This window comes from Pseudomonas sp. P5_B3 (assembly GCF_056400405.1).
Window position 1 is genome coordinate 1 of record NZ_JBFULI010000058.1, and the last position, 14,175, is coordinate 14,175.

Here is a 14,175-nt window from a genome sequence, read left to right on the forward strand (position 1 = left end):
GCAGGCCTCCATCACGACAGTGCAGGGCTCAAGGTTCATCAGGTGCTGCATGAGCGCTACCCGATTGAATTTTTTGCGGTACAGCTCGTGACCACGATCATCCTGTGCATGTAGATGAAAGGTGTGTTTTCCCAGATCGATGGCGGCAATAGCTACTTTGCTCATGGCAATGATCTCCGATAAGCCCCCTGTGAAAGCTTAGTGGTCGATCACAGGGGGCGGCGGGGGTAGCCATTTCATTAGGGGATCGGCGTGTTCTACGTAGAACTACGTAGACCTTACGTACGTAGTAACGCGGATTTATTTGTGGACGGCATGCGCAGATATTGGGCCAGCTCCGCACCGCGGACACAATTATAAAAATTACCGCCGCAGTCACCGGCTGTCGGCAGGAGACACGCTATGCCCCGTCTGGCTAAACACCTCGCCTGGTTTGCCGTGGCTGTCCTGGGAGCGATTGCGCTGAGTGTCGTGGCCCTGCGCCGCGGCGAAGCGATCAACGCCCTGTGGATCGTAGTCGCAGCCGTCGCCATCTACCTTGTTGCCTACCGCTACTACAGCCTGTTCATCGCCAATAAAGTGATGCAGCTCGATCCCAATCGGGCCACTCCGGCTGTGCTCAATAACGATGGTCTGGACTACGTGCCGACCAACAAACACGTACTTTTCGGTCACCACTTCGCGGCCATTGCCGGTGCAGGTCCGCTGGTCGGCCCGGTACTGGCGGCGCAAATGGGCTACCTGCCCGGCACGCTGTGGCTGATCGCCGGCGTGGTGCTGGCTGGTGCCGTGCAGGACTTCATGGTCCTGTTCATGTCCACCCGCCGCAATGGCCGCTCCCTGGGCGACATGGTTCGCGAGGAAATGGGCCGCATCCCCGGCACCATCGCGCTGTTCGGCTGCTTCCTGATCATGATCATCATCCTCGCGGTGCTGGCGCTGATCGTGGTGAAAGCCCTGGCCGAGAGCCCGTGGGGTATTTTCACGGTGATGGCGACCATCCCGATCGCGATGTTCATGGGCATCTACATGCGCTACATCCGCCCGGGTCGCATCGGTGAGATCTCGGTGATCGGCGTGCTGTTGCTGCTCGGTTCGATCTGGCTCGGCGGGCAGATTGCCGCGGATCCGGTGTGGGCCAAGGCCTTTACCTTTACCGGTCTGCAGATCACCTGGATGCTGATCGGCTACGGTTTTGTCGCGGCGGTGTTGCCGGTGTGGCTGATTCTGGCACCCCGTGACTACCTGTCGACCTTCCTGAAAATCGGCACCATCGTCGCCCTGGCCATCGGCATCCTGGTGACCATGCCCGAGCTGAAAATGCCGGCCCTGACCCAGTTCATCGACGGCACCGGCCCAGTGTGGAAGGGCGGGTTGTTCCCGTTCCTGTTCATCACTATCGCCTGTGGCGCGGTGTCGGGTTTCCATGCGCTGATCGCCTCCGGCACCACGCCGAAACTGCTCGCCAGTGAGGGGCATGCCCGTTACATCGGTTACGGCGGCATGCTGATGGAATCGTTCGTGGCGATCATGGCCATGGTCGCTGCGTCGGTCATCGATCCGGGCGTGTATTTCGCCATGAACAGCCCGGCGGCCGTGGTTGGCGCCGATGCGGTTGCCGTTGCGCAAACCGTCAGCAGTTGGGGCTTTGCGATTACCCCGGAAGCCCTGCAAGCGGTGGCCCACGACATCGGTGAAACCACGATTCTGGCCCGTGCCGGTGGTGCGCCGACCCTGGCGGTGGGGATCGCGCAGATCCTGCACCACGTCCTGCCGGGTGAGAACACCATGGCGTTCTGGTACCACTTCGCGATCCTGTTTGAAGCGCTGTTCATCCTCACTGCCGTGGACGCCGGCACCCGCGCCGGGCGTTTCATGCTCCAGGACCTGCTCGGTTCGTTCGTGCCAGCCCTGCGTCGCACCGAATCCTGGACCGCCAACCTGATTGCCACCGCCGGTTGCGTGGCCATGTGGGGTTATCTGCTGTATCAGGGCGTGATCGATCCATTGGGCGGCATCAACACCTTGTGGCCGCTGTTCGGCATCTCCAACCAGATGCTGGCCGGTATCGCGCTGATGCTCGCTACCGTGGTGCTGATCAAGATGAAGCGCCAGCGTTATGTCTGGGTCACCTTGCTGCCGGCGGTATGGTTGCTGATCTGCACTACCACCGCTGGCTTCATCAAGCTGTTCGATGCCAACCCGGCGATCGGCTTCCTCGCCCTGGCGAAGAAGTACAGCGATGCCCTGGCCAACGGTCAGGTGCTGGCCCCGGCCAAGGACATCACCCAGATGCAGCACGTGATCTTCAACGCCTACACCAACGCAACGCTGACCGCGCTGTTCCTGTTCGTGGTGTTCAGCATCCTGTTCTTCGCGCTCAAGGTCGGTATTGCCGCCTGGGGCACCAAGGAGCGTACGGATAAGGAAGCGCCATTCCACGCGCTGCCGGATGCCTGATCATGTTCAATGACCTGAGTCGCCTCGGCAAATACCTCGGTCAGGCCGCGCGCCTGATGGTCGGCATGCCCGACTACGACAACTACGTCGAGCATATGCAGAGCAAGCACCCGGATAAACCGGTGATGGACTACGAGGCGTTCTTCCGCGAACGCCAGGAGGCCCGTTACGGCAGTAAAGCCGGACCGAAGTGCTGTTGAGTGAAATAAAGAAACCGGCTGAACAGACTGTGTGAAAGCCACTGAAGGCCAACCCAACAAATGCCMCGACAAGTCGGGGCATTTGTTTTTGATCTTGGCAGACCGCGTTTTCACACGGTCTGTTCCGGTGCCGTTTGCATTTCGCAGTCCTGCTTCTTATCTTTCCTGGTGCACCAGCCTTTTATCAGTGGTGCACCAGGCTTCGACTGGAAATGCCGAGGGCCGTCTTCAACCTGGAATCGATGCACATAATTACTTGAATTTCACCAGCGCGAATGCAACTGCCCCCCAGATAACAATGATTCCCGATATCAAAATCTTGATTTTGAGAAGTTGTTTGAGGTGAGGCGGGAAATTCTTTACATCGTCAGGATCCATTTCACCAGTGCGAATTCCCGGCCCTGGCCATATCACCATTCCTGTGATTTTTGCCACCAACATGAGTCGCCCAAACCATCCTTGTTGTCGCAAACTCGCTCCCCAAACAACAATATGTCGACTATTTTCCAAAGCTTTCAACATGGAATCCAGATGACGCATCAAGTAAAGGCTGTAGGCAAAAGTACCAATACTCAACAGGAATGGCCCACCCACAACCAAAATGACAACCCAGAGACTCCAGGCGTTGATCACCGTTGCTTGGCCTCATACAGTTTCTCGCCCAGGAACTCTCCTGCAACACCTCCAGCTTCAGAGCCCACCCATGCACCAGCCCCTACTATGGCCGCAACGCAGATAACTCCTCCAATCCCTGTGGATACCCCAAGCGCCAAGCAAACAGGGCCGCTAGCTATATATGCCAACTCTCCACCTCTATGACCACCGATTGTCGACAACACAAATTTTCCTCCCTCCGTAAACTTGACCTTCTCACAAGCCGCTCCAGAGTCGTCTACACAAATCTCCTGAACAGCCAGCAACGAAGAAACCCCACCAATGCCAATGCCGATGTAACCGCCGGTGCTCATGTACTTCGCCGCCCGACTGGTCGCATTCACGTGATTGGCATACCCCGGTATCTGCCCCGGCGCCCCGGCCTTGTCCCAGTGGTGCACCAGGCTGCGACTGGAAATGCCGAGCGCCGTCTTCAGCTTCGGGTGATCGCCCAGGGTGGTCTGGCCACGCAGGCGAGTGGAGTTCAGCAGATGAGCATCGAGTTGGGCGAGCAGGCGCTGGCGTTCGGCGAAGAACTGCGGTGATTTGAGGTGGCCGTGTTGGCGATAGCTGTCTTGATGCAGACGCTCCATGGCTTGCAGGGTGTCGCGCAGTCGGGCCAGGTGTTTTTCCATCACCACCGCGCTGACGCCAAGCCAGGTCGAAGTCTCGCCGCTAAAACTGGCGATTTCCGCCGCGTGGCGGAACATGAACTCGGCTTCCTCCGGCGTCAGGGGATCAAGGGCGGCCTTGACCTGCTGCGCGGCCTGCATCAGCTGCGCTTCCTGGTAGGTGCAGGAGGTGTTGTTCGGGTCGCTCAGTACGATCAACGAGCCGGCTTTGATGTTGTCTGATACTGGGTTGAGTGCCCGAAACTTGCGCATCACGGCGGCATCGGGCGTGGCGAACAACGTGGCCTCCAATGCCTCGCGGGTCATGCTTTTGGGCACCACATAGAAGCCCGGTTCTTGAGGGTCTACGCGGGCGAATATGACAGGCGCCGGTGGGTTCGAAGGGGCGAAACCAGGCTGACGTGGCGCGGCCGGTTGACTGGTTGCCGCACTGGAAACGGGTTGCACAACGCTCCTGTCCGTTCGCGGTGCGGAGTTAGCGTTGCGATAGGTCGCCGTGACCACCGAGGGGATCAGTCGGGCCTTGCAGGGGCAATCGCTGTGGCTGTCCAGCGTGCCCGCCATGGCTTTGCCATGACTGATCATGTGCGAAATGCCACCGACAATTTTGTAAGTCTTGCCGTCCTTGCCACAGGTGACTCGATCACCTTCGCGGGCATGGGCAATGCCGTACATCAATATCCGGGTGTCACCATTCAGGACCTTGCCGCCACAGGTGGTCTTGTCATGCAGGCCAATGAAATGTCCTTCGTTCATTGATGTTCTTCCTCCTTGATGGAAGGCAGAAAGCCCTCGGCCATCGGCACACCTTCACGCCCCACCAACAAACAACCGCCTTGTAAGGTGTTGATGACCTCGTCGCCATTGCAGAGACGGCTGCCGACCAGCGCTAAATGGCTATTCCCTTGACCCGCGCCCGTGACGATCTGCGCCGTACGCCCATCGGCGTACAGGACGTAATCGCCTTTCTGTGCCGCACGTACTTTCTGACCGCTGTCCAATGTGAACGTCAGCGGCGATGTCGCTTGCTGGACTACCCCGCCATCGCGGGTTTGGCTACCTTCGGTTGCAAATCGATAAACGGCGCGAGTGGGATGAGCTTCTACGTAAGCCTGCTGCTGGCGAACAACCGCCAGAGCTTCGTCGCAAAAGTGCGCAAGTCGTTCTTCTGTGAAATGGGGGGCGTCAAGACTGCAGAGAAACTCAGGAGAAACTTCGTTGGTATACAAGGGGTGCACAGGTGCATTCATTTGCAACTTCCTTATCGTCATCGGTTTGAGTTGCCTTTCCTTCTCATCTCGGCAGAAGCGCTGAGCAGAGGGAATATTGGGCGACGACGAATAAGACGGTGGGACGCGTGCTGAAAGCAATCCAACGGCATAGCCAAAATGAACGAATAGGAATTTTCGCAATAACAAACAACCCATTTCCTACAGGGAAATTACACAGGCTGCGTGAAAACATAGCAATCTGCGGGACATCTCCCTAGATGTAAGTCATAAAGAAAATTGCTCCGTATCTTTCGATACGGAGCAATTTCTTTGAGCACCGTGCAAATTGCAGGTTTTCACACAGTCTGTGAACAGCCGGTTTTTTTTTGAGTGCAGGAACGCCCTGAATGGCTCAAGCCGCGTGGTAATCCGAATCGTCGCTGCCACTTTTGTCCCGGGGCATGGACGCATTGCCAACGTTTCGTTCATGAGTCTCATGATCCGGCCGGGTGATCTTGAGCGCCCGGTCGGCGACCTTGGCGTTATGCATCAGGCGACAGAACACGGCGGCGACGATGATCGACAGCAATGACCAGATGACAATGACTTTGAGGAGCATGGCGAAACCTCTCGCGGCAAACAATTCTTACGATCGCCAGCGTCCTTGCAGCAAAGGCTACCTATCCATTGTGGCAGGTGTTCATGATCTTGCATTTCCTTGCAGATTTGAACTGTTTATCAGCTATCTACCAAGATGAAGCGACAGTTTCCCGGACCGGTACTTTAATGGATGTTCTGGAGCGACTGATCACTGGGCCGTCATAGCCTTAAGGCTATGGATCTCATACCGAAAAGCTATTTCATCAATCGGTGATCCGGATCCACGCTTAAGGATGGTTAGCTGAAAACAAAATAAAGAGGAGATGCCATGTCAACTGAATCGAAATGCCCGTTCAATCACGCCGCTGCTGGCGGTGGCACGACGAACCGCGACTGGTGGCCGAACCAACTGAATCTGAAGATCTTGAGTCAACACTCGCCCAAATCTGACCCGTTGGGGGGCGACTTCAACTACGCCGAAGCCTTCAAGAGCCTGGACTTCCAGGCGTTGAAAAAAGACCTGACTGCGCTGATGACCGACTCCCAGGACTGGTGGCCGGCGGACTTCGGTCACTATGGGCCTTTCTTTATCCGCATGTCCTGGCACGCCGCAGGCACCTATCGCACCGGTGACGGCCGGGGCGGCGCCGGCTCCGGCCAGCAGCGCTTTGCACCGCTCAACAGCTGGCCGGACAACGTCAGCCTCGACAAGGCCCGTCGGCTGCTCTGGCCAATCAAGCAAAAGTACGGCAACAAAATCTCCTGGGCCGACCTGATCGTCCTCGCCGGCAACGTTGCACTGGAGTCCATGGGCTTCAAGACCTTTGGTTTTTCCGCTGGCCGCCCGGATGTCTGGGAACCGGACGAAGATGTCTACTGGGGCTCGGAAAAAACGTGGCTGGGTGGCGACGTGCGTTATGGCAAAGATGCCGGGCAAGCTCCCGCAGAGCGCAATCTGGAGGCCCCCCTCGCAGCCGTGCAGATGGGCCTGATTTACGTAAACCCCGAAGGCCCTGAAGGCAACTCTGATCCGGTCGCCGCCGGGACGGACATCCGTGAAACCTTTGCGCGCATGGCCATGAACGACGAGGAAACCGTCGCGCTGATCGCGGGCGGTCACGCCTTCGGCAAAACCCACGGTGCAGGTCCCGTCGACCATGTCGGACCTGAGCCCGAAGCCGCCGGCCTCGAGCTGCAGGGCCTGGGCTGGAAGAGCACGTTTGGTACCGGTAAAGGTGGCGACACCATCTCCAGCGGCCTGGAAGTGACCTGGACGACCACGCCAACCCGGTGGAGCAACAACTACCTGGAGAACCTGTTCGGTTACGAATGGGAACTGACCAAGAGCCCGGCGGGGGCAAACCAGTGGAAGCCGAAAAACGGCGCTGGCGCCGGCACCATTCCGGATGCCCATGATCCCGCAAAACGGCGTGATCCGACCATGCTGACCACGGACCTGTCGCTACGTTTCGACCCGATCTATGAGCCGATTTCGCGGCGCTTCCTGGCCAATCCAGACCAGTTGGCCGACGCCTTCGCCCGTGCCTGGTACAAGCTGATTCACCGTGACATGGGGCCGCTTTCACGCTACCTCGGCCCGGAAATGCCGAACGAAGAGCTGCTGTGGCAAGACCCGATCCCTGCCGTCGATCATCCGCTGGTCAATGACAGCGATGTGGCCGCGCTCAAGGGCAAAATTGCCGCCTCGGGGCTGTCAGTCTCGCAGCTGGTATCTACAGCCTGGGCGGCAGCGTCGACTTTCCGTGGCTCCGATAAACGCGGTGGTGCCAACGGTGGGCGTTTGCGTCTGGAGCCGCAGAAGTCCTGGCAGGCCAACCAGCCAGAACAACTGGCCAGGGTGCTGGCAAAACTCGAAAGCATTCAGAAGGAGTTCAACAGTGGCGGCAAGAAAATCTCCCTGGCCGACCTGATCGTGCTCGCCGGTGGCGTGGGCGTGGAACAGGCTGCGAAAAATGCCGGCCACAGCGTGACGGTACCTTTCACGCCGGGGCGCATGGACGCCAGCCAGGAACAGACCGATGTCGAATCCTTCGGATACCTTGAACCGATTGCCGACGGCTTCCGTAATTACCTGAAGCAACAGTACCGTGTACCGGCCGAAAAACTGCTGATCGACAAGGCGCAACTGCTGACGCTCAGCGCGCCGGAAATGACGGTGTTGCTGGGCGGCTTGCGGGTGTTGAACACCAATGTCGACCAGAGCAGACACGGAGTGTTCACCACGCGTCCGGAGGCCTTGACCAACGACTTCTTCACCAACCTGCTGGATATGGGCGTGGAGTGGAAGCCGGTATCGGATGCCCAGCAAGAGTATGAAGGGCGCGATCGCAAGACCGGCGCGCTGAAGTGGACGGGCACTCGAGTCGATCTGGTCTTCGGTTCCAATGCGCAGTTGCGAGCTTTGGCCGAGTTCTATGCCTGCGCCGATGCGCAGCAGAAGTTCGTCAAGGACTTCGTCGCTGCGTGGACCAAAGTGATGAACCTGGATCGCTTCGACTTAAACCGCACTGTTTAGAGGAGATGTTGTCATGACGCTGGCACGACCGGCAAAAAGTGCCTCGGTTCGCCCTCCGGCTCCTGCATCAGCGGAGGGCATCCAGCGACCATAAACCTTGGCGATCATGGTCCAGTCTTTGTGGCCGAGCTGCTTGGCTACCTGCATTGGATTCTCGCCAACGGATAGCATCATGGAGGCATAGGTGTGGCGGCTCTGATAGGGTCGCTGCCACCTAACTCCTGACAGCAGTCAGGATTATGATCAATAGCAATGCCAAATAGATCGCGACCTGATTCAGTGTGACTTGGCTATTCGGTAGCTCGTGTTTTGATGATTGATACTCCTTGTTTTCATGTCGAGCTTTCGCGAAAAACGAAGTACTTACATGTGAAGAATCCAAAAAATGCTACCGCTATTATCGCAAGAATTTGAATGATCTGATGGGGGTAATGCAGAGTGTCGACAAGGATGTACAGGAGCATAAAATTGATCAAGTATCCGGTTATATGCATCTGCACATAACGGATTAATGCTCCTCGATTTTTTCTCTGAGAAAATGTCCACTTGTAGTTGGCGATATAGCCAATGGCGACGCCTGTTAGATACATCAGTGTCATCGACAGTTTTTCACCGCTCCCGGAATACACAATCAACAGATACCCGAGGTAAAGCAAAGAGTTGTTAACCAGGCCAACGATGCCGTAGCGTATTAATTGACCAAAAGCGGGAGTGGTGAAAAAGCTCATTCAGTCTATTACCCTCTGTCTTCTTCGATAATCGACGCTGAGTGTGAGCGGCGTGCAGTAATGTCTGATATTTCCCCACGCGATTCGTATGTTTTTTTCCCTATGATATACAAGGGGCGCCTCTTGGTTTGGTCAAATGTCTTTCCGACATATATTCCAACGATACCTTGTATGGATATCACAATGCCGCCAATGAAGAATGTCGAGACCATGAGGCTGGTCCAGCCTTGCACTACCGCGCCATGGAGCAGGGTGGTAAATATGAGGTAGGCTCCGTAAATGAATGACAGTAGCGCCATGGTGAACCCAAGCTTCACCGCAAGTCGAAGTGGCTTGTCTGAGTATGCAATTATTGTTTCCATAGCCAAATTCCAAAGCTTTGAAAATGTATAAGTGCTTTTCCCATCCAGGCGTTCCGCATGCTCGATCTCAATTCCTGTACTGGCAAAGCCTGTCCAGTGAACCAGTGCGCCAAAAAAGCGGAGCTGCTCTCGCATTTGACAGACGTTATCCACAACCTTTCGGGAAATGATGCGGAAGTTGCCGCTGTCGCCATTATATTCAAAGTCTGCCAGGTAGCTGAACGTCTTATAGAACAGCCAGGAGGTTGCTCGCTTGAGCGGGGGATCGCTTCGTTTTCCTCGCAAGGCTAGAACAATGTCGTAGCCTTCCTGGGCTTTGGCATAGAGGCGTGGAATTTCTTCAGGACGGTCCTGAAGGTCGCAATCCATTACGACAGCCCATTGCCCTCGGCAAGCGTCCAGGCCGGCGGTAATTCCATAGTGCTGGCCGAAGTTTCGACTTAGCTGAATGCCACGAACTCGCGGGTCAGCTTCGGCGAGGCGCTCTATTATTTGCCATGAGCGATCGCCTCCGCAGTCTTCTACCAACAAAATCTCAAAATCGATTGTAATCTCTTCAAGGGACTTTCTTAATCGTGAGTAAAGTTCGTCAAGTGAGTTCTCGGCTTTGTAAACCGGAACGATGACTGAAATATGTGGCCCAGCCGCTTTTGATGTCATGGTGTTTTATGTCTTATTTAATTGTGGGCTCGACGGGTTTTTACCAAAATTTCGCATTAAAAAGAAGCTCCTGCCGGTAAAAAAACACCCCGAATGCGGCGTGCAAAACAAATAGTGCCAGGCAAAGAGAGTACTTTGCTTTATCCACTTTCTTCTTGGTAAGGGCTTTTGTGTTTTTAAACAAGAAGGCGACAGAAAACAGGAATACCAGGTAAAGCCCCATTTGCCCGCTCCACCAGAAATTCCCGTCGTACATTCTGGATCCGCTTTCTGCAAAGAAGTACGTAAGAACTAAGCCCATGAAAAGGCAGCAGGAAGAAAAAATTAAAGCTTTGTCTTGTATGAAGCTTCTTGGGTAGCACAGAAAAACCAGCAGTGGAAACGCTATCGATAAAATTAATTTCTGAAGCAGAAAGTTTGAGTAATGAGCCATTGTCTCAAAAGGCAAAACCACGATGTGGCTTTCCGTGCTGCCGGTAGCTTGTGAAAGGTCCTGGAAGAAAAATGTTTGGAAAAATTGCAGGCCAAGCACTGTGAAGATCGGAAGAAAAAATGAGAGGTATATGTATTTGTTCGTCAGTACTGGCTTCAGTCTGTGGGTAACCAAGAGAAATAGCACAAATGCAGGCAGCACAATAATTAAGAAATTCGGTTTTGAAATTCCGCAGAAAAACAAAGATAGAGCAAGTGCGATGCCACTGGATAAGTTGTTGTTCGATGTGCTGTTTGCGGATTTGAGCGCGTAGCAGAAAGCAAGGAGGGAGAGGGGCTTTAGAAGCAGCATGGTAGGGCTGTGGTAAATGCTGATTCCGATGTAGCCGAAATAGAGGTGTTGGTCGATAGGGAAGAATAGTTGCAGTGGAGTAACAAGAAGTAGGCAGACTGAGAACAGTATGGCGATTACTGCATGCACGCTCTCTGCCAGTATTTTATAGTTTAAGACTGAAAGAAAAAATATCGACAACACTATTACGATAGTTGACGACTGCGCATAGGTAATAAGAAATATTTTCTTTGTGAGAATTGACAGTAGGTGATACAGCGGGTGTGGAAGTATCAGCTTTTGGCCTTCTTCCATTTCGCTTGCCCACCTCAAGTGAGTAACGTAGTCAAATGCATTTGCTGATAGCGTGCTTATCAACGGTTCAAATATAACTATGCAAATTGCCAGCAGTGCGACATAGGCAATCAAGTTGGTCAGGTGTTTTGATTTTGTATTGGAGATGGTGTCGAATTTGCTTGTGACGTGCTCCCCTCTATCATCGCTGATGGGCTCAGCAGGTTTAAGTGATGTCATCCTTGTTCTTCCCTCTATGTGTTTTGTTCTTGCACGAATGGTGAGGCGCAAAGTTAATTGGAAGCAGCGAGTATACCCGTTAGACGTTGGCGCTGCTCCTTTCGGTGGCACCACACTCCATGAGCTTGCGACTCGATGGTGAGTATTTTGGTCGGGCTCACAGCTCACAGCTCACCGCTATTGGATGCCGGATCGTGTTCGTTCGGCAGGACGCCGCAGAGAGAAGTGTCACGCTGACATAAAGCTGTCATTGCATAGCCAAACTTAGCCAGACAAACCCCAAAGAGGGGTTTTTGAGGGGCTGCAAACCGCAGCCTGCGCGGCCTTCAGGGTTACCCTTCAAGATGATGAACCTGGATCGCTTCGATCTGGCGTGATCAAAAAGCCTGAACTTGCCGCGACTTGTATGGATCAGGTCGCGGCAAGCCCGTCTACTGTTTTTTCGGCGCTGACAGACCAGGCAGCGATCACCGATTGCAGGAACTGCTCCGACAATCGAGGGTTGTCCAGGGCTCTGGCGATCAGTATGGCCCCGGTGATCGATGACAGGATGCGCAAGGCTTCCTGGTGCTTTTCATCATCGGTTTCGCCGTCGACCAATGGCAGCAGCGTTTCGATCAGCGTCTGCACGCCTTGGGTGAACGAGTGGCTGACAGCACCGCCATTACGCGCGACATCGGCGCCCAGGGCGGGAATCGGACAGCCTTCGGTCCAGTTGCTCAGGTGGCTTTGGGTCAAGTAACCCTTGAGCAGTTCGGGGATGGATTTAGCCGCTCGCCAGTCTTCGATGTTGGTTTCGAACGTGCGGCTGACCGCCTCTGACGCCAACTGCTCCTTGCCGCCGGGGAACTGTCCGTAAAAGCCGCCATGGGTCAGGCCCACCGAGCGGGAAAGTTCGCCGATACCGATGCCGTCGATGCCTTTTTCCCGGTACATCTTCGAGGCCGCGCCGAGGATCGCTTCCTTGTTGGCTGCTGCCTGGTCTTTCGTCACTTTCATGAGTGGGCCCTGTGATCCGATGAGCGCCCTGGCAAATTTTTGCTGAGGGGCTGGTAATTATGATGGTCATAATATAAATTCGCGGCAATGGTTTTGCAGGCCACGAGACCGTGGCTCAAGTCAAAATACCTCCCAGGGTGCCGACCCATGAAACGTAATGATCTGCGCAATATCGACCTCAATTTGCTGGTGATTTTCGAGGCGCTAATTCAGGAGCGCAATGTCACTCGGGCTGCAGAAAGGCTTGCCTTGGGCCAGCCGGCGGTCAGCGGCGCATTGAGTCGATTGCGTACGCTGTTCAACGACCCTCTGTTTAAACGCATTGGCCACAAAATGGAACCGACCACCCGAGCCTTGCAGGTGGCGCAAACGCTTGGGCCCGCACTGGACTCCATTTGCTCGGTCGTCAGTCTGACGGCTTGCAGTAAAAAACCGGTTAATTCATAGGCTTGATCTGAGTATTCATTTTTTTTGTGCTTATACATGATGGTCATCATTATTGATGATAACCAAGTTCACTCCGTTCAATTCGTCGCTGCCCCCTGTGCGGCCGAGAATTCTCCAACCCCTAAACCGTCAGGCGGACGCTACCCATGGAACAGTCACTCAAACCTTTGCGTTATCCCCTTGCTGCATTGGCGTTGGCGACCATCACGGCCTGCGGTCACGCACCCGATGCCGCCAAGGCTCCTGGTGCGCCGCCTGTCACGGTCGCCAAAGTGCTCGAGCAACCCATCACCGAATGGGATGAAGTCACCGCCCGTCTGGAAGCGCCGGAAACCGTCGTGGTTCGCCCGCGGGTCTCGGGGCAGATCGATCGTGTCGCCTTCACGGATGGCGAGTCGGTGAAGAAAGGGGATTTGCTGTTCCAGATCGATCCACGGCCGTTCGAACACGAAGTGCATCGCCTCGAAGCGCAGTTGCAACAAGCTCGCGCCACGCTGGTTCGAACTGGCAATGAAGCGCAACGCGGCCAGCGTCTGCTGAGCAGCAATGCGATTTCTGCAGAACTGGCCGACACGCGCACCACCACCGCCCAGGAAGCCCGCGCCGCCGTCGATGCCGTGCAGGCGCAACTCGATCTGGCACGCCTGAACCTGAGCTTCACCCGCGTCACCGCGCCGATCAGCGGCCGGGTCAGCCGTGCCGAAATCACCGCCGGCAATATCGTCACCGCCGACACCTCGGCGCTGACCAGCGTGGTCTCCACCGACAAGGTCTACGCCTATTTCGATRCCGACGAACGCCTGTTCCTCAAGTACGGTCAGCTCTCCCGTCAAGGCCAGCGCAGTCAATCCACGCCGGTGTACATGGGCTTGTCGAACGAGGAGGGCAATAGCCACCTGGGGCAGATGAACTTCGTCGACAACCAGGTCAACCCCAAGACCGGCACCATCCGTGGCCGCGCGGTGTTCGACAACGCCGACGGTCAATACACCCCGGGCTTGTATGCCCGATTGAAACTGGTGGGCAGTGCAGCCTACGCCGGCCTGCTGATCAAGGACGAGGCGGTGGGCACCGACCTGGGCAAGAGGTTCGTGCTGGTGATCGACCAGGACAACAAGGCCGTGTACCGCAGCGTCGACCTGGGGCCGAAGCTCGAAGGCTTGCGCATCGTGCGCAGCGGTTTGCAGAAAGAAGACCGCATCGTCATCAACGGCCTGCAGCGGGTTCGTCCCGGCGCGGTGGTCGCGCCGCAGGACGCGCCGATGGCCGATGCGCAAACCGTCGCCACCCTGGCCCGTCAACGCCAGGCCATCGAGGCGGGTAATCAGCCCGCCGCTCCGTCACCGGCGCTGGTGAAAACGGATGCTGCCGTTTCGCCTCGCGGATAAA

General features: G+C 55.8%; 13 protein-coding genes and 2 pseudogenes. 5 read left to right on the forward strand and 10 right to left on the reverse strand.

Annotated elements, in window-relative coordinates:
* Positions 1–165: pseudogene (locus tag AC1DRN_RS25280) on the reverse strand (IS110 family transposase); the annotation flags it as partial.
* Between the two features lie 237 nt (positions 166–402).
* Here AC1DRN_RS25280 and AC1DRN_RS25285 point away from each other — a divergent pair.
* On the forward strand, positions 403–2,460 hold the full coding sequence (locus AC1DRN_RS25285; protein WP_457266078.1) for a carbon starvation CstA family protein: 2,058 nt from the start codon (positions 403–405) through the stop codon (positions 2,458–2,460).
* 2 nt (positions 2,461–2,462) lie between these two features.
* Positions 2,463–2,660 (forward strand): YbdD/YjiX family protein, encoded by a 198-nt coding sequence (locus AC1DRN_RS25290; protein ID WP_008051268.1) that lies wholly within the window; start codon positions 2,463–2,465, stop codon positions 2,658–2,660.
* 252 nt (positions 2,661–2,912) lie between these two features.
* Here AC1DRN_RS25290 and AC1DRN_RS25295 read toward each other — a convergent pair whose 3' ends face one another.
* From AC1DRN_RS25295 to AC1DRN_RS25310, 4 genes are all read right to left on the reverse strand, one after another.
* Complete coding sequence (locus AC1DRN_RS25295) at positions 2,913–3,293, reverse strand: hypothetical protein (RefSeq protein ID WP_223463119.1); 381 nt, start codon at positions 3,291–3,293, stop codon at positions 2,913–2,915.
* Positions 3,290–4,702 (reverse strand): PAAR domain-containing protein, encoded by a 1,413-nt coding sequence (locus AC1DRN_RS25300; RefSeq protein ID WP_457266077.1) that lies wholly within the window; start codon positions 4,700–4,702, stop codon positions 3,290–3,292. Before AC1DRN_RS25300 ends, AC1DRN_RS25295 begins: the two co-directional genes overlap by 4 nt.
* Positions 4,699–5,196 carry a hypothetical protein gene (locus AC1DRN_RS25305; RefSeq protein ID WP_457266076.1) on the reverse strand — a complete coding sequence of 166 codons (498 nt, stop codon included), beginning with the start codon at positions 5,194–5,196 and terminating at the stop codon, positions 4,699–4,701. Before AC1DRN_RS25305 ends, AC1DRN_RS25300 begins: the two co-directional genes overlap by 4 nt.
* 373 nt (positions 5,197–5,569) lie before the next feature.
* Positions 5,570–5,776, reverse strand: a complete 207-nt coding sequence (locus AC1DRN_RS25310; protein WP_457266075.1) for a hypothetical protein — start codon at positions 5,774–5,776, stop codon at positions 5,570–5,572.
* A gap of 309 nt (positions 5,777–6,085) precedes the next feature.
* Here AC1DRN_RS25310 and katG point away from each other — a divergent pair, with 309 nt between their 5' ends.
* Complete coding sequence (gene katG / locus AC1DRN_RS25315; RefSeq protein WP_457266074.1) at positions 6,086–8,293, forward strand: catalase/peroxidase HPI; 2,208 nt, start codon at positions 6,086–6,088, stop codon at positions 8,291–8,293.
* On the opposite strand, the pseudogene AC1DRN_RS25320 reads toward katG, so the two are convergent.
* The 5 genes and pseudogenes from AC1DRN_RS25320 to AC1DRN_RS25340 form a co-directional block, all read right to left on the reverse strand.
* A pseudogene (locus AC1DRN_RS25320) lies at positions 8,276–8,518 on the reverse strand (site-specific integrase); the annotation flags it as partial. The gene katG and the pseudogene AC1DRN_RS25320 sit on opposite strands and share 18 nt — an antisense overlap.
* Before the next feature lie 107 nt (positions 8,519–8,625).
* Complete coding sequence (locus tag AC1DRN_RS25325) at positions 8,626–9,021, reverse strand: GtrA family protein (protein WP_223457363.1); 396 nt, start codon at positions 9,019–9,021, stop codon at positions 8,626–8,628.
* Positions 9,022–9,029: 8 nt separating this feature from the next.
* Positions 9,030–10,043 carry a glycosyltransferase family 2 protein gene (locus AC1DRN_RS25330; protein ID WP_457266073.1) on the reverse strand — a complete coding sequence of 338 codons (1,014 nt, stop codon included), beginning with the start codon at positions 10,041–10,043 and terminating at the stop codon, positions 9,030–9,032.
* A gap of 40 nt (positions 10,044–10,083) precedes the next feature.
* The gene (locus AC1DRN_RS25335; RefSeq protein WP_223457367.1) at positions 10,084–11,340 is read right to left on the reverse strand and encodes a hypothetical protein; all 1,257 of its coding nucleotides are present in this window, start codon (positions 11,338–11,340) and stop codon (positions 10,084–10,086) included.
* 411 nt (positions 11,341–11,751) lie between these two features.
* Positions 11,752–12,339: a TetR/AcrR family transcriptional regulator gene (locus AC1DRN_RS25340; RefSeq protein ID WP_457266072.1), complete on the reverse strand. Its 588-nt coding sequence runs from the start codon at positions 12,337–12,339 to the stop codon at positions 11,752–11,754.
* Positions 12,340–12,486: 147 nt separating this feature from the next.
* On the opposite strand from AC1DRN_RS25340, the gene AC1DRN_RS25345 reads away from it, so the two are divergent.
* Both AC1DRN_RS25345 and mexE read left to right on the forward strand, forming a co-directional pair.
* Positions 12,487–12,786, forward strand: a complete 300-nt coding sequence (locus AC1DRN_RS25345) for a LysR family transcriptional regulator (RefSeq protein ID WP_457266071.1) — start codon at positions 12,487–12,489, stop codon at positions 12,784–12,786.
* A gap of 146 nt (positions 12,787–12,932) precedes the next feature.
* The gene (mexE, locus tag AC1DRN_RS25350) at positions 12,933–14,174 is read left to right on the forward strand and encodes a multidrug efflux RND transporter periplasmic adaptor subunit MexE (protein ID WP_477786836.1); all 1,242 of its coding nucleotides are present in this window, start codon (positions 12,933–12,935) and stop codon (positions 14,172–14,174) included.
* The last annotated feature ends 1 nt before the right edge of the window (position 14,175 follow it).

Bases quoted from the DNA above. Each gene is read 5' to 3' on its own strand.
- AC1DRN_RS25285 (WP_457266078.1), top strand. From the start codon at position 403: ATGCCCCGTCTGGCTAAACACCTCGCCTGGTTTGCCGTGGCTGTCCTG.
- AC1DRN_RS25290 (WP_008051268.1), top strand. From the start codon at position 2,463: ATGTTCAATGACCTGAGTCGCCTCGGCAAATACCTCGGTCAGGCCGCG.
- AC1DRN_RS25300 (WP_457266077.1), bottom strand. From the start codon at position 4,702: ATGAACGAAGGACATTTCATTGGCCTGCATGACAAGACCACCTGTGGC.
- AC1DRN_RS25305 (WP_457266076.1), bottom strand. From the start codon at position 5,196: ATGAATGCACCTGTGCACCCCTTGTATACCAACGAAGTTTCTCCTGAG.
- AC1DRN_RS25310 (WP_457266075.1), bottom strand. From the start codon at position 5,776: ATGCTCCTCAAAGTCATTGTCATCTGGTCATTGCTGTCGATCATCGTC.
- katG (WP_457266074.1), top strand. From the start codon at position 6,086: ATGTCAACTGAATCGAAATGCCCGTTCAATCACGCCGCTGCTGGCGGT.
- AC1DRN_RS25325 (WP_223457363.1), bottom strand. From the start codon at position 9,021: ATGAGCTTTTTCACCACTCCCGCTTTTGGTCAATTAATACGCTACGGC.
- AC1DRN_RS25330 (WP_457266073.1), bottom strand. From the start codon at position 10,043: ATGACATCAAAAGCGGCTGGGCCACATATTTCAGTCATCGTTCCGGTT.
- AC1DRN_RS25335 (WP_223457367.1), bottom strand. From the start codon at position 11,340: ATGACATCACTTAAACCTGCTGAGCCCATCAGCGATGATAGAGGGGAG.
- AC1DRN_RS25340 (WP_457266072.1), bottom strand. From the start codon at position 12,339: ATGAAAGTGACGAAAGACCAGGCAGCAGCCAACAAGGAAGCGATCCTC.
- AC1DRN_RS25345 (WP_457266071.1), top strand. From the start codon at position 12,487: ATGAAACGTAATGATCTGCGCAATATCGACCTCAATTTGCTGGTGATT.